The sequence below is a fragment of the Methanococcoides sp. genome, assembly GCF_030594565.1.
GTDB classification, from domain to species: domain Archaea; phylum Halobacteriota; class Methanosarcinia; order Methanosarcinales; family Methanosarcinaceae; genus Methanococcoides; species Methanococcoides seepicolus.
This window is the reverse complement of sequence record NZ_JAUVEY010000001.1, coordinates 14614-34356: the sequence shown is the minus strand read 5'-3', so window position 1 is coordinate 34356 and position 19743 is coordinate 14614. Positions and strand designations below refer to the sequence as shown.

20 protein-coding genes are annotated in these 19743 nt (G+C 41.4%); 8 read left to right on the top strand and 12 right to left on the bottom strand.

Annotated features, from left to right (window positions below):
* Nucleotides 1-30: 30 nt before the first annotated feature.
* The 6 genes from nikB (at nt 31) to QAS77_RS00135 (ending at nt 5509) form a co-directional block, all read left to right on the top strand.
* Nucleotides 31-969 (top strand): nickel ABC transporter permease, encoded by a 939-nt coding sequence (gene nikB, locus QAS77_RS00165; protein ID WP_305063712.1) that lies wholly within the window; start codon nt 31-33, stop codon nt 967-969.
* The gene (gene nikC, locus QAS77_RS00160; protein ID WP_305063711.1) at nt 956-1822 is read left to right on the top strand and encodes a nickel ABC transporter permease subunit NikC; all 867 of its coding nucleotides are present in this window, start codon (nt 956-958) and stop codon (nt 1820-1822) included. Before nikB ends, nikC begins: the two co-directional genes overlap by 14 nt.
* On the top strand, nt 1819-2760 hold the full coding sequence (locus QAS77_RS00155; protein ID WP_305063710.1) for an ABC transporter ATP-binding protein: 942 nt from the start codon (nt 1819-1821) through the stop codon (nt 2758-2760). Before nikC ends, QAS77_RS00155 begins: the two co-directional genes overlap by 4 nt.
* Nucleotides 2761-2768: 8 nt before the next feature.
* Nucleotides 2769-3467, top strand: coding sequence for an ATP-binding cassette domain-containing protein (locus QAS77_RS00150; RefSeq protein WP_305063709.1), 699 nt, complete (start codon nt 2769-2771; stop codon nt 3465-3467).
* A gap of 51 nt (nt 3468-3518) precedes the next feature.
* The gene (locus tag QAS77_RS00145; protein ID WP_305063708.1) at nt 3519-4550 is read left to right on the top strand and encodes a methyltransferase family protein; all 1032 of its coding nucleotides are present in this window, start codon (nt 3519-3521) and stop codon (nt 4548-4550) included.
* Nucleotides 4551-5101: 551 nt separating this feature from the next.
* Nucleotides 5102-5509 (top strand): inorganic diphosphatase, encoded by a 408-nt coding sequence (locus QAS77_RS00135; protein ID WP_305063707.1) that lies wholly within the window; start codon nt 5102-5104, stop codon nt 5507-5509.
* 72 nt (nt 5510-5581) lie between these two features.
* Here QAS77_RS00135 and QAS77_RS00130 read toward each other — a convergent pair whose 3' ends face one another.
* A complete protein-coding gene (locus QAS77_RS00130; protein WP_305063729.1) occupies nt 5582-6607 on the bottom strand; it encodes a CobW family GTP-binding protein in 1026 nt (341 codons plus the stop codon).
* Nucleotides 6608-6783: 176 nt separating this feature from the next.
* Between QAS77_RS00130 and QAS77_RS00125 the strand changes: the two genes are divergently transcribed.
* On the top strand, nt 6784-7824 hold the full coding sequence (locus QAS77_RS00125; protein ID WP_305063706.1) for a methionine synthase: 1041 nt from the start codon (nt 6784-6786) through the stop codon (nt 7822-7824).
* A gap of 55 nt (nt 7825-7879) precedes the next feature.
* Here the strand turns inward: QAS77_RS00125 and QAS77_RS00120 are convergent, their stop codons facing one another.
* The 9 genes from QAS77_RS00120 to QAS77_RS00080 form a co-directional block, all read right to left on the bottom strand.
* Nucleotides 7880-8917, bottom strand: coding sequence for an EF-Tu/IF-2/RF-3 family GTPase (locus QAS77_RS00120; protein ID WP_305063705.1), 1038 nt, complete (start codon nt 8915-8917; stop codon nt 7880-7882).
* 57 nt (nt 8918-8974) lie between these two features.
* On the bottom strand, nt 8975-9928 hold the full coding sequence (locus QAS77_RS00115; protein WP_305063704.1) for an RNA ligase: 954 nt from the start codon (nt 9926-9928) through the stop codon (nt 8975-8977).
* Between the two features lie 27 nt (nt 9929-9955).
* Nucleotides 9956-10144 carry a hypothetical protein gene (locus QAS77_RS00110; protein WP_250868732.1) on the bottom strand — a complete coding sequence of 63 codons (189 nt, stop codon included), beginning with the start codon at nt 10142-10144 and terminating at the stop codon, nt 9956-9958.
* 4 nt (nt 10145-10148) lie between these two features.
* Nucleotides 10149-10925, bottom strand: a complete 777-nt coding sequence (locus QAS77_RS00105; protein ID WP_250868733.1) for a CBS domain-containing protein — start codon at nt 10923-10925, stop codon at nt 10149-10151.
* Nucleotides 10926-10991: 66 nt separating this feature from the next.
* Entirely contained in the window at nt 10992-11831 is an 840-nt protein-coding gene (locus tag QAS77_RS00100; RefSeq protein ID WP_250868734.1) for a CBS domain-containing protein, read from the bottom strand.
* 45 nt (nt 11832-11876) lie between these two features.
* Complete coding sequence (locus tag QAS77_RS00095) at nt 11877-12824, bottom strand: CBS domain-containing protein (protein ID WP_250868735.1); 948 nt, start codon at nt 12822-12824, stop codon at nt 11877-11879.
* Between the two features lie 177 nt (nt 12825-13001).
* Entirely contained in the window at nt 13002-13778 is a 777-nt protein-coding gene (locus QAS77_RS00090) for a CBS domain-containing protein (RefSeq protein WP_250868736.1), read from the bottom strand.
* A gap of 51 nt (nt 13779-13829) precedes the next feature.
* Complete coding sequence (locus QAS77_RS00085) at nt 13830-14429, bottom strand: CBS domain-containing protein (RefSeq protein WP_305063703.1); 600 nt, start codon at nt 14427-14429, stop codon at nt 13830-13832.
* An 86-nt stretch (nt 14430-14515) separates the two neighbouring features.
* Nucleotides 14516-15637 (bottom strand): OB-fold nucleic acid binding domain-containing protein, encoded by a 1122-nt coding sequence (locus tag QAS77_RS00080; RefSeq protein WP_250868740.1) that lies wholly within the window; start codon nt 15635-15637, stop codon nt 14516-14518.
* A 255-nt stretch (nt 15638-15892) separates the two neighbouring features.
* Between QAS77_RS00080 and QAS77_RS00075 the strand changes: the two genes are divergently transcribed.
* A complete protein-coding gene (locus QAS77_RS00075; protein ID WP_250868742.1) occupies nt 15893-16522 on the top strand; it encodes an RNA 2'-phosphotransferase in 630 nt (209 codons plus the stop codon).
* A 12-nt stretch (nt 16523-16534) separates the two neighbouring features.
* Here QAS77_RS00075 and rtcA read toward each other — a convergent pair whose 3' ends face one another.
* Together rtcA and QAS77_RS00065 are read right to left on the bottom strand one after the other, a co-directional pair.
* Nucleotides 16535-17530, bottom strand: coding sequence for an RNA 3'-terminal phosphate cyclase (rtcA, locus tag QAS77_RS00070; RefSeq protein WP_305063702.1), 996 nt, complete (start codon nt 17528-17530; stop codon nt 16535-16537).
* The gene (locus QAS77_RS00065) at nt 17527-18888 is read right to left on the bottom strand and encodes an NAD(P)/FAD-dependent oxidoreductase (protein ID WP_305063701.1); all 1362 of its coding nucleotides are present in this window, start codon (nt 18886-18888) and stop codon (nt 17527-17529) included. The genes rtcA and QAS77_RS00065 overlap by 4 nt, the downstream gene beginning before the upstream one ends.
* Nucleotides 18889-19743 lie beyond the last annotated feature (855 nt).

Below are 19743 nucleotides of genomic sequence, written 5' to 3'. Positions count from 1 at the left end.
GAAAAACTGATCATAAGGAAAAGGAAAGAAATGCTGAAATATATTCTAAAACGCATATTTCTCGTATTTTTCGTGGTTATTGGAGTGACCATTGTAACCTTTTCTACAATGCATTTTGCACCCGGGGACCCTGCAGAGGTTATTGCCGTGGCCAGGTACGGTGAAGACCTGACCCAGGAACAGATCGACTGGGTCCGGGTAGCAGAAGGTTTTGATTCCCCGGTGTACATCCAGTATCTGAAATGGCTTGAGCACGTCTCACACCTTGACCTTGGCAGATCACTGGTAACATCTCATGATATCCTTGAAGAAATTACCACCAGGCTCCCTGCAACTATCAAATTGGCGATATCGAGTCTGTTAATATCATTGTGTATCTCCATTCCTGCCGGAATAATTAGTGCGGTAAGGAAAAATACAGTAATTGACCATCTATGTATGACCGGTGCGCTGTTTGGAGTATCCATTCCCAACTTCTGGCTTGGATTGCTGTTGATCTGGTTATGTGCCCTGACTCTTCATCTGCTCCCCAGTTATGGATATGGGGGAGTTGAGCATCTCGTACTTCCTGCAGTAACCCTTGGAACATCCATGGCTGCCATTACAACTCGCCTGACACGTTCCAGTATGCTGGATGTACTGAACCAGGAATATATAGTAACAGCAAGAGCAAAAGGATTGGATGAAAAAACAATAATCTTAAAGCATGCGTTAAAAAATGCAATGTTGCCTATCATTACTTTTGCAGGGTTACAGCTGGGTTTTTTGCTTGGAGGGAGTGTGATAGTTGAAACGATATTTGCATGGCCGGGGATCGGGAAGTTGCTGGTAGATTCCATATATGCCAGGGATTTTGCCATGGTGCAGGGTTGTGTGCTGTTTATTGCTGTCATATTTGCGCTCACCAACCTGGTAGTAGATATCATGTATGCGTTTTTAGACCCGAGGATCAGGTATGAAAAAAGCTAATGATAAAATCACTTTTCTAAAAGAAGCCGGGAAGAACAGGATGGGCGCCATTGGAGGTGCCATAGTCATCTTGTTGGTCTTTATTGCAATCCTTGCTTCCCTGCTTTGTCCGCATGACCCTTTGGAACAAAAACTGGAAAATAGACTGCTTCAGCCATGTTTTGAATATCCCTTTGGCACGGATGATCTTGGAAGATGTATTCTCTCAAGACTGATCTTCGGAACAAGGTATTCTCTGGCAATTGGCGTTATGGTTGTTGGGATAACCGCTTTGGTCGGTACGGCCTTGGGGATCATTGCGGGTTATAGCCGTGGAGTAATTGACGAGACCATAATGAGAGTTGTAGACGTGGTTCTGGCTTTTCCAAGTATAATCCTTGCACTTGTGATCGCAGGGATGTTAGGTCCCAGCTTTTCAAATGTAGTAATTGCACTTTCTGCGACCCACTGGCCTGTATATACAAGACTTGTGAGAGGGATTACACTTTCTCTCAGAGAAAAGGAATTTATCGAGGCTGCAAAAGCTCTGAGAGCTTCAAATATCTATATTATGCGTCGCCATATACTTCCAAATTGCATCAATCCTATTATTGTACTTGCAACACTTGATATCGCACATGCGATTATCTTTGCGACCTCCCTGAGTTTTCTCGGACTTGGGATCCAGCCTCCGACACCTGAATGGGGATCGATGCTTAAAGCCGGGATCCCTTATCTTCGAACCTCCCCTCATCTCACCTTTTTCCCTGGTACCGCCATAATGGTGACTGTAATGGCTTTTAATTTCTTAGGTGACGGGTTGAGGGATATGCTCGACCCGAAAGGAAACGAAATGACGCTGGTGAATGAATGAGCTTATTGAAGATAGAGGACCTAAAGGTATATTTCAATGCCAGGGGCAAAATTGTGAAAGCTAACAACGGTATTGATCTGGAGATCAGGGAAAATGAGATCATGGGCCTGATAGGAGAGACCGGTTGTGGAAAAACAATACTTGGAAGGGCAATAATAAGACTGCTTTCTGATAATGTCGAGATTGGCGGAAAAATCATTTACAAAGGTGAAGATCTATTGGGCCTTCCCGAAGACCGATTGAGAAAGATAAGAGGTAAGGATATTGGTATGATACTCCAAAATCCCTCGGCTGCATTAAATCCGGTGTTATCTGTTGGTGACCAGATATCGGAGATCTATCGATATCATGGGCATATGAAGAAACAGGAAGCGGGGATCAGAGCAGCTAAAATGCTTGAAATGGTTGGAATTGACCCAAAAAGAATGTATGAATATCCTCATCAATTCAGCGGGGGGATGAAACAGAGGGTTATGATAGCTATGGGGTTGGCCCTGAATCCGGGATTGTTGATCGCAGATGAGCCTACCAAAGGTCTTGACCCTGCAACGAAAGATAAAATTGTAGACCTGATTTGTGAACTGGTAAAAAATAGAAATATGAGTCTGCTTCTCATTACTCATGACCTTGGCGTGGCTGAAAAAATGTGTGATCGGATCGCGGTGATGTATGCAGGGGAAATTATTGAGATAGCAACAATTGGGAATATTCTATCTCACCCCAAACATCCTTATACACAGGACTTGTTGAACTCACTTCCCAAAAGAGGTTTGAATCCAACAGCTGGAGAGAGTCCAAGCCTTAGTTCACCTCCATCTGGATGCAGTTTTCATCCAAGATGCAAATGTGTTATGGATGAATGCACAGAAAAGCATCCGGTGCTGATAGAGACTGAAAAAGGAACGGATGTTAGATGTTTCCTTTATGAAGGAAATTGAGGTTGAAAATGACTTTGCTATCAGTTGAGAACCTGAAGAAATACTATTATCGTGGAATTTTCTACAAGAAAGAAATAAGAGCAGTTGACGGAGTGGATTTTGAAATAAATAAAGGTAGAACACTGGGGCTGGTAGGAAGTAGCGGATGCGGTAAAACTACCGTTGCCAGGACAATTTTACGCCTGATAGAACCTACAGAAGGTCGTATAGTCTTTGAAAAAAAGGATATTACAAAGCTAACGAGCCGGGGACTGAAAAGCCTGGGGTGCGAGATGCAAATAATATTCCAAAACCCTGAATCCTCACTCAATCCGAGGATGAAGATATATGATGCTATTTTAGAACCTTTAAGGATCCATAAATTATGTAGTGCAGATGAGGAAAAGGAAAAAATTCTCAAGTTGATTGAAATTGTTAATTTGAATGAGGAACTTTTGTTCAGATACCCGCATGAATTAAGTGGCGGCCAGCTACAGAGGGTTGTGATCGCGCGGGTCTTAAGTTTGAATCCAAAGTTTATTGTTGCAGATGAAGCCACTTCCATGCTGGATCCCCTTGTTCAAGCTCAGATCCTTAACTTGCTGAAAGACCTGCAGGAAAAATTCGGGATAAGCTATCTGTTTATTTCCCATGATATGGATGTTGTTGAATGGATGTGTGATGAGATAGCCATAATGGATAAAGGAAAGATCGTGAACTGGAAATAAATATTTTGGTATTGTTTTAAATCGTTGATATGTTGAAAAAGGTGGTAAGGTATGAGTTTAGGGATAGAATTGATGAAGAGACCGGAAGTAGGTCCTGAAAAATTTATGAGAATCGTAGAAGACTCGATGAAGGGTTTTAGAAATTATAAGGTCTTAGCTACAGCTGTGGAACTTAATGTTTTCGAGCATACAAAAGTTCCACTAACACCGCAAGAACTTGCGAACAAAATAGGTTGCAACCGGAAAATGATAACATTGCTTTGTGATGTTCTGTGTGGTTTTGAACTTCTCTACAAAGAAGGGGATAGTTATGTAAATACGGGCATATCTAATACCTACATTCTAAGTGATTCCCCGTATTCACAACTAAATTTTCTCTCAGATATGGACAGTAACGTGAAATTGTGGGAAAAATTGCAAGATATTATAAAAGATGGTCCGAGAATTGTTGAAAAAGAAGAGTTCTTCGGCGATAGGGTGATACATTCTATGGCAGAGAACGCAAAATGTGGAATGCTTCAGGAAGTTATCCAGACTGTCATTGAAAACATCGATTTTAACAATGCAAGCAAAATGCTTGACCTTGGTGGGGGCCATGGGCTATATTCCATAGGTTTTTCGAGTTTGAACAAAGACCTAAAAGCATTTGTTTTTGATCTGCCTCAGGTGGTTGAACAAACAAAAATCTACGTTCAAAAATACGGGGCGAATCGAGTGGATGTGATTCCAGGTAACTTTTTTACTGATGACATTGGAGGTGGTTATGACCTCGTATTCTCATCGCTCAATCCGGGAGGAAGAGTTCCTGGATTGATTCCAAAAATCGTCTCTGCGCTAAATAAAGGGGGAGTTTTTGTGAACAGACAGGTCCCGGATGAGAACTCAATATCTGACCCTCTGCTCACTCTTGATTGGAACCTGTGGACATTTAAAGATATAAAGAAAGCAAATTCAAGGTATAGTTTTGAGAATAGTATCTCTTTTAATGACTACATCGACGCTCTGAAGGTAAATGGTCTTAATGTATTCAAGGAAATATGTCTGAAAGATGGCTCTATGATTGTTTTTTCAAAAAAAACTTGATATGATGCTTGACAGGATTTATGGTGTTATACATTTGAAACCGAATAAGGTAATAATGGTCATATAAATCTCATCGTAAAAAACTAAGTAAACACAGTTTGTAAGCTCATTAACAGAACATGCTAAGCCATTGAACTGTTGGTGTAGCTTCAGGCATTTTAAAATACCGACGTGACCTAGAAGTGAAACAAATAAGCAAAGGGCAAACAACATAAACAACTGTTTACTTACCAGCGTAAAGCAAGAGGGAAATACTATTCATCAGGATTATCTATGCCTTTTAAGGAATCCTGCTTTGAATATCAGTACTTCGCTAATTTAGCTTGAATACCACTAAATGCTATCATGCTATCATACGACACGGCTATATACTGCTAAAATCCCCTCCGCATGTCATTCTCATCACAGCGTAACGGATCCAACCCAAGAAAGTTAACTTCAAAAGACTGCATCAAAAATGTTCTACAACCTCTTGTTGATCATATTGACATTTCCATAAATGGTTCACTTACTGAAAAGCGTTTTATAAAAAAGAAGTTGATTACTTAATAATGAAGATACGGATCGAAACTCCCAAATTCAGCTTTTTCAAGTACCAGAAAGTAGACGATAGGTACAAAAAAGTCCTTTTTTCCCCGATACCTACGATATTTAACTACGGTTTCATTGAAGATACCTTAGGCGATGATGGAATGGAAGAGGATGCCATCGTTCTTGGCCCAAAGCTCTCTCAAGGTACTCTGATAAAATTATGCAATGCTGATGCAGTAGTAAAATTTGTTGATGACTCTGTTCAGGATGATAAAAAAGTGTTTTATCTTGGAGACAGGTATTCTGAAAAGCTGTTTGGATCATATTTTAGGATGTATGCACTTTTCAAAAGGTTCCGTTATCTGCTCTATGAAAGAAGACTTGCAGAATGCAGATTTGAAGGTATTGAATTGTTCGGGAAAAAGTAAGAACTGATCATGAGCTATTATTCTGCAAAAAAAGAGTCAAGAAAAGGTAAATTCTTTTCTCAAAGAATTTTTTTAAAGAATATCGATGGTCTGTATATTTTTGACCTTATTACCAAAAGGTATGCCTTCCTGCTTGAGATGCTCCTTTATCGTGGTCTCAACGATCTTCACAAGCTCTTCCTTTTCCACGTTCGTAACTGCTGAGAGGAACTTCAGAGTGCATTCTTTGCCTTTTGTTTCAAAGAACTCTACATTGGGTACACTTTCGGAAGATGTGATGCTGGCTTTCATGAGAGTTTCCGGGTATTCCAGAGCCATCTTGATGTGACCTACAAAATCCGGATTGAGCTTTTTGATCTGTTCGCCGATGGAAGTTAGAACATCGATGGCATAATTTTCTGCCTTTTTAGCTTCCAGTTCACAGTCCTTGATCGTCAGTTCACCGGAATAGGAGCTTACCTCGGAAGCTTCAATGGAATTGATGTTTTCCCTTACTTCCCTTTCCTTGCTCTGACCTGCCAGCAGGTCTATGAGTCTCTGGAACTTTTCATCGGCTTCCTTTGCAGAGAATTCGATAACCTCTGCTTCGGGATTTAGCCCTTCCAGGAAATTCCTTACCTCTGCAACCTTTTCTTTTTCTGCTATATCGACCTTGTTGATACAAAGTATGTCAGCATCCTCGATCTGTGTCTGAATGAACTTTGGTGTCTGCTTTATTTCCGTATTGAACCTTGTTCCATCCACAATGTTGACGATAGGTGCAAAGCTTAAGTTCTCGATCTTCATCAGTGCAATATCGTCCTTTATCTGTCTTGGGAAAGCGATACCTGTAGGTTCGATGATAATGACATCAGGCTGGAATTCCTCTGAAAGGTTGCTCAAAGTGTATTCCATGCTTATCTTGAGCGTGCAGCAGATACACCCGCTTGTTAGTTCTTCTGTAACGATACCGGTACTTGAAAGGGTATCACCGTCAAGGCCTATCTCGCCTATCTCGTTCACTATTATTGCTATCTTGTGTCCTGTATCGCTAAGATGTTTTCCAAGCTTCAACAGAGTAGTGGTTTTGCCACTTCCGAGAAAGCCGCCTATTATCATTATTTTCAATTATTTCACCAGCGAGAGAATGATATTTTTAAAAGATAATTGTTTAAGATCAAGACTGGGTTTAAACTTGTGAGTCTTTACTTATAAATCTTGCAGATATCCGGAGAGATAGGAGATGATCTTCTCATTTCGCTACTATTATAAATGATACTTACAGTAGAGTAGCTATGACAGACCTGATCTTTGATGATATTGGAAGTTTTCCGTTACCTGAAGGTGTAACGAAAGAGTGGATGGCAAACGCCTTCTCAAAAAGGGATAGTGATGAGCAGCTCTTCAATATCATAGGATCAGCATTCAAACAGAAATTAGATGCAGGTGTGCAGGTCGCAACATATCCGCAGTTCCAGGACATGTACGAGCAGTTCCTGTCCATAATCAAGGACCCGGAGTGTGTGGAAGAGCCTTTCAAGGTCAAAGAGGACAGTGCGCGCATCCTCGAGCTTGATATTTTGGAGAAGACTGCCGCACAATACAAAAAGGAGACAGGCGACAAGCCGGATGTCCGCGTCTGCGTGACAGGTCCTCTTGAGCTTTATCTCAAGGATTTCGGGGGAACCCAATATACCGACATCCTGGATACGCTTGCAGTCAGCATTGATCGTTTTATCAGTAAGGCCATCAAGTCCGCAAAGAACTTCAACATCAGAACGGTGTCTATCGATGAGCCAAGTATAGGTATCAATCCACAGGTAATGTTTGAAGATGCTGAACTGGTGAAAGCTTTGAGCCTTTCTACCGCCTATGCAGGCAAACAGGATGTAGATGTAGAAATACATTTACATTCACCATTGCATTACAAGATTGCATGTGACACTCCGAGTATCAATGTAATAGGCGTGGAATCAGCAGCCAATCCTTCCTATCTTGACCTTATAGACAAAAAAGTGCTTGAAGACACGGATTCTTTCCTTCGTGTAGGTATCGCAAGGACCGATATTTTCAATCTTGCTTCCGTTCTGAACGAGAAATACAATACAAATGTCTGGAAAGACACCCAGTATCTGCCTGAGATCGTAACAGAAATGGAGACCCCGGAGATCATTGCAAAACGCCTTGAGAATGCCCATTCCATATTTGGGGACCGCATAAAATATGTTGGTCCGGACTGTGGAGTTGGCTCATGGCCGACACAGGAGATCGCCTGTCAGTTGCTGAGCAATGTTGAAGAAGGTATCAGTATTTTCCAGAACAAGCAACTCTACTAAAAACTGAAACAACGAATTAATGTAAAGAACAGTAGTTAAAAAAAGAAATGGGGTTTTAGGCTATGTAGCCATATCCCACAAATCTCTGTTTATCATCCAGATTGCAGATTATGAACCTGTCAGATCCAGTGTAAGCCAGTAATTTCGATCCTGAGAGAGTAAGCACACATTCAGCATCTGTTGTAGTCCTCTCAACTTCCTCTCCGTTGACGAGGATCTTTTCAATTCGCATTGGGGCTGACTGCAAACCTACGAAGATATGAGGAACATCTCCTACCGCAAAGCCCTTTGAGAAGGGTGTGAAATGACATTTGAGTGTAAGGTCCTCTGTAACTTCTTCCTTTTGTGAGAGTACAAAACCTCTCTCAACATCCTTTGATTGCACGTTCTTGAGTGCAAGTCCAACTCTTGCACCTGCTGGTGCACTCTTTGCATCTACATCATGCAGCTGAATGGAACGGATCTCTATCTGCTTATCACTTGGGAAAGCTATCAGTTTATCCTTTGCGTTGATGGTTCCCTGGTCCACGACACCAAGAACAACACATCCGATACCGGTAACATTGAAGGTCTGGTCGACGACCACACGTGGTGGAAGCTCGTTCAATTCTTCAAGCTCTTTATCGACAACCTCGCCAAGATCGAATATCATTTCCTTGAGCTCTTCCATTCCCTCAAAGGATGTTGTGGAAACAGAAATATATTCCCAGTTCTCAAGAGCTGTTCCTGTTGTTAATTTCGTTATCTTCTCCTTCAGTTCATCAATGGCAAAAGGATAGCTTGTATCTGATTTTGTCAGAACGATGATGCCGTGCTTATAGCCCAGAAGGTCGAGTGCAATGATACACTCTCCTGAATAAAGATCAAGTCCTTCAGGAGGTATGCACAGAACTGCAATGTCCGAAAGGTTTAAACCAGCCATCATCGGCTTGATAGCTGTAGGATATCCTGTTGCATCGATAGTTGTCAGAACTTTTCCGCTCTTGGCAAAATCGTACATTGTAAAATCTGCTACGGTTCCCTTCTTCCCTAATTTTGCAGCAAGGGTTGTCTTTCCGCTTTTTTCGCTTCCGATGATAGTTATTTTTGTCATATATTATCACACTTTTTGTGTACACAAATACTTATTGTGATATATGCTTTTTTGAGCTTACCATGTTTCTCCCTTCCACATGGAAAGCGTCTTATCATTGGTACTCTTGTTCAGCTTCTTTATCTTGACAATAAATTCATCACCTGCCACTTCCGGTTCACTGAAAATGGCTTCCATGCCTTGCCGTCTTAAATATTCCTTGAACTTTGAAACGGTCTCAAGGCTTGATACCTTCATCTGAACTTCATCGGCTATACGGACACCATTTCCTATATTGATGATAGAATCTATCATGGGGTAAAGTATGCTTCTGCCAAGTTGCAGGCAGCGCTTGTCTATATCATCAGATGTCTCTTCCCATTCAACTGCTTGAAAACCTTCGCGCACTACCCTGGAGAACAGATAATCCCTGCCGACATCATTGTAGAACTTGAAAGCATGTTTCAGGTCTGCACAATTGCTTTGCGAACAGGTATATTTTAAAGGTGCTATCTCCATCATGGGATCTTTGATAACAACGCCTTCGTGTTCTATCTTCCCAAGTTCCCTGATGATCTCACTTATCCTTAAGGGAGCTTCTTCCTTTGGAAATTCGCCAAATAGCCTGACCTGTGTGAATCCGTATTCCTCTGCAAGCTGCCTTCGCTCATAAAGCGGAAGAGGAATGCCAGTATGTTTATGTCTGATATCGAAAACGAAAAGTTCAAGGGATTCGACATTGTATATCTTCTTTGGGATATAAGGATTGTCAGGACCTACCATCTCGCCGTGGAGTACAAGTTCCGGATGTTCTTCAAAAAAATCAATATCCAAAAACTTCTGTGCCCTTTCAGTAGAGTAAGGGCAGACATAACCTCCGCGGGTTATGACAATGATCTTCCCGTCAACTGTAACGATACGCACATTAAAACCGTTCATCTTCTCTTCGGCACAGACAGTCTCGACATCAGAAAAGTGAGCTTCTATAGTAGGTTTTAACAGCATGGCCCGGTGTATCTTTGGAAATCCCATTATAAGTTCAAAACAGCCGTTCTTTTGCTACAGAACTGATCCGCTGTCAATATGAGAAATAGATGTATCAAAACGAAAAAGATGCTGATGTTCTCCCCAGAGCTGCAAAAGCTCACGCTTTTGTAATAATTTCTGGAGTTTGGAAAAGGGCAGGTCCAGATAATCTGCAGCTGCCCTCACATCCAATATGATACGATCAGCATCATCAGGTTTCATTCTTTCACTTTGCAAACGCACTAATAATGTTCCTTCTTGTAATGAAACCTACCATATCTCCTTCAAGGTTCATTACCGGCAAACCCCCGATCTTTTCTTTGAGCATCATCGCTGTAACATCCGACATCAGAGTGTTGGATTGCACGGTCTTGACACCTCTTTTCATAATATCTTCGACAATGAGGTTCTTAATACGCGAATCTTGCTGATTTCCAGAAACAATATCCCTGAAAGCACGCATTGACTTAGCGATGTCCTGTTCAGTGACAATACCTACAAGTTTGCCATCCTCAATAACAGGGAACCTTCCAATATCTTCATCAAGGATTATGTGTCTGATATGGCTGACCCTGTCTCCTGGATGTACGATTATAGGTTCCTTGTTCATTATCTCAGCAGCATAACCATCGATCTGACTATTGTTCAGCACTTCATTTGGTGTAACCCAACCGAGAATCTTCTCATTCTCGCTTACAATTATAATACCGCGGTCCTTTGCCATCAGTATAAGTGCGTCGTCCACATCCATATCAGGAAGGACCTTTACGAATTTATCTGAAACAGCGGTTGCTACATGGAGTGAAGATGCAGGTTTAGCCCCTTTCTTTCGTGTACCAAGTTCTTTAGTAATACCTCTCATTGTAAGTATGCCGATAAGCTTATCGTCATGTTTTACCAAAAGGCGGCGTGTATCCTTCTTTTCCATAACATCAAGCGCATGGGATATCGTGTCTGCTTTATCAATAGATATCGGTTCTACCATTATGTCCTTCACTTGCATATCTTCTCACCTCTTTTATTTCGTGACGTCAGATCACTAATCTATCACTTATCTCTCAAATATCCATCAAGCTGCTCTCATGATATCTGTCCTGCTGACAATACCGACGATCTCATCATTTTCAGCAATAGGGATACCTGTAATGTTCCTTTCCACCATGATCTTTGCAGCTTTTGTGATATCATCCCCAACATCCAGTACAGCAAATATGTCGCTCATTACATCCTCTGCCACAAGAGGGACAGTCTTGACATATCTGTATATTTTCTCACCACTGGGTTCTGATTTTCTTGCCATCTTTATGTTCTTTGAAGGAAGTTCTCCCTCATTATCTGCAAGTACCTGCAGTGCAAGTTCTCTTGTCGTTATAATTCCAACAGCTTCCCCGGAATCATCTGTAACAATAAGCTTGCTGACATTGTTACTTTCCATTTCATCGATCACGTGGTTGAGGGTGTGATGCCTGTGAACAAAAATAGGATCTGCCGTCATGATCTCACCCAGATTTTTTTTAACAGGGAGCTCAGACATGCAGCGAATTATATCCACTCTTGTAACAATACCAACAAGTTCTCCATTGTTGAGCACAGGGATGTTATTGATATCGTTATCTACCATCAATGCCGTTGCTTGAGGAACAGATGCATCTTTATAGATCGTAACAGGGTCTTCTGTCATTATCATCTTTACAGGAACCTTGTCAATAGGCCTTCGTCTCCACATTGGTTCTGCCTGGGCCAGGCGTCTTCCAAGATCGGATTTGGTAACGATACCTATCATCTTGTTGCCTTCCACGACAACAATTGTGCTTATCTTATGTCTAAGCATCAATTTCCTTGCATGTGACACAGGCTCTTCCGGCTCCATAACATACACCGGGGAGCTCATGATGTCTGATATATTCATATCTCATCCTCCTTCGTTTGTTAGTTATTCCTGTGGAAATAAAATTCATTCAGCTATTGCTCTTAGGATATCCCTTTCTGTGATTATACCACAAAGCTCTTCATTATCGATAACAGGCAGGGATCCAACACCATGTTTGAGCATGAGGCTGCTCGCTTCTCCGAGGTCTATATCAGAAGTGGTCCATACTACATCCTTTGAGACCAATGAACTGATAGGAACATCCATTGCTTCGTGGAAATTACCGGTGACCAAATTCTCAAATACCTCTCCGTTCCCTAAAAAGTTCATAATGGCCGATGCATTGACAACTCCTATGAGTATATCCTTCTTTACAACAGGAAGTCTTCTAAAGTTGTTCTTGACCATCACTTTAGCAGCATCTCCGATCTTCATATCAGCAGACGCCTTTTCCACCGTTTTGCTCATGTGACCGGCAACTGACATATTAGTGGGAAGTCCGCTTGCAAACGTTAAGAAGTCCTTCTCAGTGCATATTCCACAAACATGATCTGTGCTATCAACTACAGGCAAGCTTCCTATGTTGTGCTTCAGCATGAGCTCAAAGGCTTCCTTGATATTGCCAGTGCTATGAATGGACACTACGTGGGGTTGCATTATCGAACTTATATCAGCGTTGATAGCAGCCAGTAAGTTCCCTTTGTATTTATTTTCAATAAGTTGGCTCTTATCTCCCCCAAGGAAATCGATTATGTCAAAAGATGTAATGATACCTTCAATTTTGTTTGTGCCAGCGTTTGTTATAGGAATATGCCTGAACTTCCTTTCTGTCATTATCTTGATGGCATCAATGATCTTTGTTGTAGGCGGGATAGTAATAACATGCTTAGTTGCCACAGACATAATATCCCCTTCATGCTCTGATATCTTCGCATGGAAATCGAAAGCCCTCTTATCCATTGTTTCATTGGTAGCAAACTGAACAGGATCCTTTTTCTTGCTACCCACAGGGCCGTTGTTTTGAAGTTTCATTTTATCCTCCTTATTTTTTTCCAATAATTAAGTATTCGATAGGCTGTACGAATTTTGGAATAAACAAAAAGCCATCCAAAAATATTGAAAGGTCTGTGGTTACAATCCTAATTGTTTAATTTTTATTTCTTGATCGATTCGCCTCAGTTATGCTAGGTCATAAAGCGGGATCAACACTCATAAAGAAGCACGCAGTATATCGGTCCGGGCCACTATTCCTGTTACTTTCCCATCATCAACAACCGTCAGTCTTCCGATATCATAATGGAGCATCTTTTCAATACACTCTTTTACACTGGTGTCAGAAGCCACTGTATAGGCAGGAGTTGACATTATCTGTTCAACTGGCGGAACATCTTTGGATTGTGTTTGATTTTTCTCACTAATGGCTGGCCTGACAAATCCGGATCTTATGATATCCCTTATAGTTACCATGCCCTGAAGTTCATGAGCATTGGTGACCACAGGTAGGCCGGAACAATTCGATGTAAGTAGGATCGGCCATATTTTTGTAAGAATGTCCTGTGGGTTACAACTAATGACATCAGTTGTCATGACATCAGCCGCAACTTTGGTATTTATTTTATGAGGTCCGATATTTGCAAGAATATCTGAATTGCTTACCATTCCGACTATCTCTTTATCAGTTTCAGAGGCCACTACTGGACAGAGCCCGACACCTGATGCAATAATAAGTCTTGCAGCATCCATGATGTCTGTTTCTGGTGTTATAAGCGGACAATCATTCACGAATCCCTCAATGGTTACATTGGAACGTGTGGATGCGATGTTGAGAATATCCTTATCTTTCAGGATACCAACCATCTTTCCGTTGGCATTGGTTACAGCAAGACCTCTAAGAAAGTGGTCTCTAATTAACTGCCGTGCATATGTCATGTTGTCGTGCTCTTTTACACTAACAGCATCCTTGGACATAATTTCGTTGACTTTCATATAAAACCCCCGATCATATGAATCAGACAAAGAAGCTTCATCTTCATCTGCTTATTCTTCTTCTTCTCTACAATCTTCGCATAGTATAAGACCGTTAAATTGATTTAGATCATCCACATGTGATCCACACCTTTGACATACCCCCCTTTCAATGTCAATAGTTTCAACGACATCCTGCTCTCTATTTATCTCTATAAGGTCTTCCAGAATTGTATTCAGACCCGGAGCTACTGTAAGGATGTCCCTGTCGGTAACAAGTCCTACGATCGCCTTCCCATCGGTGACCGCAAGCCTTCGAATATGGAATTTCACCATCATTTCAGATGCTTTAATGGCACCAGTGTTTGGTTTCACTGTTAGAATAGGTGATGACATTATTTCTTCAGCATTTACGGTGTGGGGCATGGCATCTTTTACCATTACCTTACATACCATATCTCTTTCAGTTATAATGCCTGTAGCTTCACCATATTTTGTGATGATGACGCTATCAATATTCTGTTCATCCATAGCCTTGGCTACTTCAAGAGCTGTGCTTGTCACGTCAAGGATAAAGACATCCTTAGTCATTATCTCATGAACGGTAACATCTTTCAGGGTCTCTTTGATAGACCCGTCCGCCTCAATGTCCCCTTTGGTCACCAGGACCATAAACATCACCTTCCTATGCTACTAATTGAATTCCCACATTCAATTACATAAAAATTCTACTTTATAGCATATATAGGTGTTCATTTTTACTTGATTGTTATTCTTGTACGGTTTCCAGCGCTTAGTTCTATATCCTCGTATCCGGATTTTGAGTATGCATCAATTATTTCGATAGGTGTCTCAATGTCCAGTTCATCTACAAGAAGGGCATGATCTCCCCACAGAGCAACTCGAATACGGCCGGTATCATCAGATACATAGATGTTTGAGACCATGTTGCTGGTTCCGTCATCCTTCTCGAACTCCCTCAGTTCTCCAAGACCGGAAACAAATCCTTTTATTGAATAGGATTCGCCGGGTATGATGTCAGCGATAGGTGTATAGCTCTCTTTGTACTCGACATTTGCTTCGGTCTTTCTGAGAACACCATGGTTTCCGATCTGTACCTCAACCTGCTGGCTGAAATTATTTGTTCTTGCATATCCGTTGATTATCTCAACAGCATCATCAAGGTTCAGGGAAGTGGTGGAATCTACTTTTTCGTCCCACAGTGTCACGCGTATCTTTCCGGTTTCGTCACCTATCAGTATGTTCATGACGCGCCCAGGGTTACCATCCTTTTTCTGGAAGTTCCTGACATCAGAGATATCCAGAAGTTTTCCTGAAATATTGATGTCGGACATACCGTCCTTTATATCAGCTATCTTCTGTGACTGCATGCTGACCTCTACTTTCTGGTCGGTCTGACGCATTAGGCCGTATTTGCCGATGTTTATCTCTGTTCCGGAATAGCCATCCTTTGCGTAACCTGTGATCTCCAGGGAATCTCCAACCTCGACGCTTCCGTCCTTAATGATATCCGCACGGTCATCCCAGAGAGTGAGCTTTATGGAACCTGTTTCGTCTGCGACCTTAACAGTTCCCACTCTGCCAATGGTACCATCGTTGCGATTGAATTCGCGTACATCAAGAATGGAAGTGACCTTTGCTACAAAGCTCACATTGCCTATATCAGCAGTTATATCTTTTATTTTGATGATATCTTTTACAGTATCTGTGACCCCAAGATCATGAGCAACAAGCATTGCTGCTGTCTTCATATCACAAAGACCGCTCATTTGGTCTACTTTTTCATCGACCCTCTTTCTAAAATCGTCTTCGCTGATAATGCCTCCAAGCTTATTGTAGATCTCAGTTATCTCGTCCATTGATGACACCTGTAAATAGTATTAAAACGGGTCCATAAGAATTATCCAAAACTTATAGGAAAAAGATAGGCTCTTTCCTTGTTTTGTAATAGCATAGGTCTCGGGTAAGTTTAATTCGATATGATATAACCCTAACGAAAGGTAGGTCATACATTATCTTGCAGAAATCCGTTCTTATTTTCTATTATCCGCTTTCTGATGCGTGGATGTAGATAAAGATATATTAAGTATAAAATGCATTTGCATTTAGATAGCATGATTCGCAAGTGTAATGAGCATGGATACTTCAGGGGCGAGTTTTGTCCGGACTGTGGTGAGAGCGGAAGGTATGTACTGGACGATGAACGCGAAGAGCGTCTCGGAAGGTTCATCTCAGGCGCATTGAGGCACTTTCCCGATGATGTTGGACTCACTATGGACGAACAGGGCTGGGTCAATATGGACCTGCTCTGTGACATAATGGACCGGCGCTACAAATGGGCGACAAGGGAACGGCTTATTTCTCTGATCGAATCCGATCTGAAAACTAGGTATGAGATAAAGGGTTCCAAGATAAGGGCAAGATACGGTCATTCTGTTAATGTGGAATTGGACTATCTTGAAACTGAGCTTCCATATCTTTACTATGGTGTCAGTCAGGAAGAGGTTGATATGCTTCTTGATACTGGTATTGCTCCCATGAGACAACGCTATGTACATCTTAGTACAAGTTATGGGAAGGCGATAGAATCAGCTTCGGTCCATACTGAGAATCCGGTAGTGCTTGAGGTCGATGTGGATGAGGCACAAGATGATGGATTGCATTTTATGTTGGTCAATGATGATATTGTGCTAACAGATGGTGTTCCACCGGAATATCTTAGCGTCGTGGAAACTGAGGAATAAGCTTTTTGAAGCTTATTGAATTGAAATTTCCACTATACCTTTTCTTTTTTCGGTTTTGAACTTTATATCAAGGAATTTTTCTGTGACCCAGATGTTGGTCCTTGTATGGGGTGATATTTCTTTTACAGTAAAAGAACCACCTTCAGCAAGTCCGAGATAGGGGATAAGCTGGTCTGCAAGATGAATGTCAACGGAAGAAGGGGTTAAAAGTTCATCCAGAAGGGATGTAGCAGCATCACCGCCTACCTTTTCTGCTGTTATTCCTCTTTTACCAGGCACAAAAGAGCCTTTCATTCCACAATATAAAGTTATTCCACTACCGGTGGATTGAAAGTCAGTACGGCATGTTTCTATTGAACATTCATAGCCGGCATCTTCAAGAACAGCCCTTGCTTTGTCGGCCTGCCTCTGTGCAACATGGTCAGGCAGATTGGAGCAATGCGATATTCCACGGATGATCCCTCTTTCTTCTGAAAGCTCATGAGGCACTAAATGTGAAGGCTCGATCATTGCCTTAACACTACCTCCACCACGCGGGTAGTATCCTCTTTTTAAAATATCGATGTTGCATCGGTAGCCCATTTTCGAGAGGGCATTGAGTGTGACATTATTAAGATAATCGATACTTGGTGACCATGAAACATCAGTTCCCCCTTTTATGTCAAGTTTGACCTTAGTGTCAGAATAAGCAGCAATGGGCATTATGCATTGTACTAGTAAAGCTATGCTTCCCGCAGTGCCGATATCAATGGTATAGTTACCCCCCCTTGTTTCCTGTGGAAAGAATGCAATATCCGTAGAGCCGATCTTAACTCCTTCTACTTTTGCATCACACAATAAGGCCGCTGTTCCTATTGCTTTTGCATGTTGGGCTGAGAGTCCGGGGTTTGGCCGGTCTTTACGTATATTCTTTATGGATGTTGCTTTTCCCGTAACAGCAGAAAGTGCTATGGCGTTTCTGACTATCTGTCCGCCGCCTTCTCCATAGGAACCATCGATATCGATCATGTTCTTGCCTTTATTTTCCTGAAAGCGTCTTTAATTGCATACATAAGGGGATCCACAACAGTAGATACCGGCGGTGCGTAACAGGTTTCAATTGAAAGCATTTCTTCAATTGTTGTCTTCTTCTTTATCATGAAAGCAAGACTGTCAATTCTTTCTTTTACACCGCTTTTTCCGATTATCTGTGCACCTGTAAGTCGATCATCACTAAAAATAAGCTTGATGTGGATATCACTGCTGCCTGGGTAGTAAGATGCTTTTGTCGTTCCTGTAGCGTAACCTGTGATTATATCGATGTCTTCTGACCTTGCTCTTTTACTTGTAAGACCCACCGAGCCTATCAGGAGATCACCTGCAACGTAGATACTGGGACCCAGAAGAGGTTTGAGTACGGTATCTTTCCCACAGATGTTGTTAGCCATTATCGTAGCCATATGTCTTGCAGCAGGGGCGAGTTGGACAAGTGTTCTTTTGTTGGTGATAAAGTCTGTGATCTCACAACAATCTCCGCCTGCAAATATGTCGGTTGAAAAATCGCCGTCCACAAATGCCTGAAGGTGTTCGTTTACGATAATACCTCCAAGTTCTCCTGTGGAAATACCTGCATTTTCTGCAAGCTCGACATCAGGTAATATTCCTGTGCTTATTATAACGATATCCGCTGGTATTCGTTCTCCTGAAATTAGAACGTTCTCCACCCTTTCTTTCCCTTCGATACTATCCGGTATATTGCCTGTAATGAGGGTTACACCGACAGACTTGAGGTATTCTGAAACTATCTCTGCCATATCAGGATCTATCAGACGTGAGATAATTGCAGGACCGCGGTTGATCAGTGTTGTGTCTATCCCTCTTTTCGCTATACCGGCTGCGGTCTCAACACCTATTGCACCGGCACCGATGATGACCATGGTCTCAGCGGAAAGAAGTGCATTTTCTATTTTCATGCCGTCAGCAAGTGTTTGCAGGGTGAATACGCCATCCATTCCGATATATTTCTGTAAGGGCTGAGGTATCCGCTGTTTTCCACCGGTAGCGATGACAAGCTTATCGAACAAGATATCACAGTTCTCAAGCTCTATCGTTCTATTGAGAATATCTATTGACAGGGCCTCAGTTTCAAGTTCTATGTCTATCCCCATCTTATCAAAGAAGTCAGGAGTTTTGACAATAAGAGAATCAAAATCATTTACTTTGCCTGACAGTTTGAAAGGTATCCCACATTCACTGTACGATATGTGAGCATCCTTTGAAATGACTATGACGGAAAGGTCCCTGCACCGCTTTACATGTGTAGCAGTAGTAAGCCCGGCAGCACCTCCGCCGATGATGGCAAGGTCATATTTTCTAATATCTTTCATAAAGATATTCTCAGATGCATGTTATTAGGGTTTTGGCATTTGATGAGAACCGTATATGATGAAGAACCGAGGATAGAACAGTAAGATAATTGACGAGCGAGTTTGGGGAGTGGGGGGGTTATTGTAGTAAAAAATAATGTGTCCCGCTCGTCAGCATCCCTATTATGTTATTGTATTTAAACATGTTGATTTATTACGATATTTTAGCTCTACATCAGACAAATTTAAACACGGTTATCGTGTTTGATTTTAGTGAATATACTGTGGTTATGGTGTGATCTTTATATTTTAAAGAGGATGCTGTGATGTATTTAATTACATCCACTTTACAATACCATAATGATCCTTAAAATAGTTTTTCGAACACATTTTTGAAATCGTGGTGCAGAGGTATTTCAGAAAGATCCAAAACCACAAAGTTATTAAAGTGTAAGGACTAATTAGTCTATTGTGATTGGAATACTATCACACTAAAACTTAATTAATTTATCAAATATTCCATTGGGTGATTTATTCAATGGAAATAAACAGATTATCAAAATAAAATCTGGATCATTGTGGTTGCGCCATCACTTTATGCGCACCATTATCACATATTACAAGCAGAAGGAGCAGTCGAGAGAGTCAGGCTTATTCATATTATAGGAATTGGACAAACGGCACTTTATAATTTGTGTCAATTGTCTATAGCTATTCAAAGGTTCGATGTCAGCATACAGAATTATTCGCATTAACAGATGACACATCCATGTGCAATTGATGCACGAGGGGATTTTGGGATGTCTTATATATATGTGGATTATCTGGAGAGTTGATGCCTTACTTGGTAGTTCAAACTATGGGGAATTTGTTTGA

What these genes read in the sequence shown, in the direction of transcription:
- QAS77_RS00125 (WP_305063706.1), top strand. Translation starts at nt 6,784, where the DNA reads ATGACAGACCTGATCTTTGATGATATTGGAAGTTTTCCGTTACCTGAA.
- QAS77_RS00130 (WP_305063729.1), bottom strand. Translation starts at nt 6,607, where the DNA reads ATGATAATAGGCGGCTTTCTCGGAAGTGGCAAAACCACTACTCTGTTG.
- rtcA (WP_305063702.1), bottom strand. Translation starts at nt 17,530, where the DNA reads ATGATCGATATCGATGGTTCCTATGGAGAAGGCGGCGGACAGATAGTC.
- QAS77_RS00075 (WP_250868742.1), top strand. Translation starts at nt 15,893, where the DNA reads ATGATTCGCAAGTGTAATGAGCATGGATACTTCAGGGGCGAGTTTTGT.
- QAS77_RS00145 (WP_305063708.1), top strand. Translation starts at nt 3,519, where the DNA reads ATGAGTTTAGGGATAGAATTGATGAAGAGACCGGAAGTAGGTCCTGAA.
- QAS77_RS00110 (WP_250868732.1), bottom strand. Translation starts at nt 10,144, where the DNA reads ATGAAACCTGATGATGCTGATCGTATCATATTGGATGTGAGGGCAGCT.
- QAS77_RS00115 (WP_305063704.1), bottom strand. Translation starts at nt 9,928, where the DNA reads ATGGGATTTCCAAAGATACACCGGGCCATGCTGTTAAAACCTACTATA.
- QAS77_RS00090 (WP_250868736.1), bottom strand. Translation starts at nt 13,778, where the DNA reads ATGAAAGTCAACGAAATTATGTCCAAGGATGCTGTTAGTGTAAAAGAG.
- QAS77_RS00155 (WP_305063710.1), top strand. Translation starts at nt 1,819, where the DNA reads ATGAGCTTATTGAAGATAGAGGACCTAAAGGTATATTTCAATGCCAGG.
- nikC (WP_305063711.1), top strand. Translation starts at nt 956, where the DNA reads ATGAAAAAAGCTAATGATAAAATCACTTTTCTAAAAGAAGCCGGGAAG.
- QAS77_RS00150 (WP_305063709.1), top strand. Translation starts at nt 2,769, where the DNA reads ATGACTTTGCTATCAGTTGAGAACCTGAAGAAATACTATTATCGTGGA.
- QAS77_RS00120 (WP_305063705.1), bottom strand. Translation starts at nt 8,917, where the DNA reads ATGACAAAAATAACTATCATCGGAAGCGAAAAAAGCGGAAAGACAACC.
- QAS77_RS00100 (WP_250868734.1), bottom strand. Translation starts at nt 11,831, where the DNA reads ATGAATATATCAGACATCATGAGCTCCCCGGTGTATGTTATGGAGCCG.
- nikB (WP_305063712.1), top strand. Translation starts at nt 31, where the DNA reads ATGCTGAAATATATTCTAAAACGCATATTTCTCGTATTTTTCGTGGTT.
- QAS77_RS00135 (WP_305063707.1), top strand. Translation starts at nt 5,102, where the DNA reads ATGAAGATACGGATCGAAACTCCCAAATTCAGCTTTTTCAAGTACCAG.
- QAS77_RS00085 (WP_305063703.1), bottom strand. Translation starts at nt 14,429, where the DNA reads ATGGTCCTGGTGACCAAAGGGGACATTGAGGCGGACGGGTCTATCAAA.
- QAS77_RS00065 (WP_305063701.1), bottom strand. Translation starts at nt 18,888, where the DNA reads ATGAAAGATATTAGAAAATATGACCTTGCCATCATCGGCGGAGGTGCT.
- QAS77_RS00095 (WP_250868735.1), bottom strand. Translation starts at nt 12,824, where the DNA reads ATGAAACTTCAAAACAACGGCCCTGTGGGTAGCAAGAAAAAGGATCCT.
- QAS77_RS00080 (WP_250868740.1), bottom strand. Translation starts at nt 15,637, where the DNA reads ATGGACGAGATAACTGAGATCTACAATAAGCTTGGAGGCATTATCAGC.
- QAS77_RS00105 (WP_250868733.1), bottom strand. Translation starts at nt 10,925, where the DNA reads ATGCAAGTGAAGGACATAATGGTAGAACCGATATCTATTGATAAAGCA.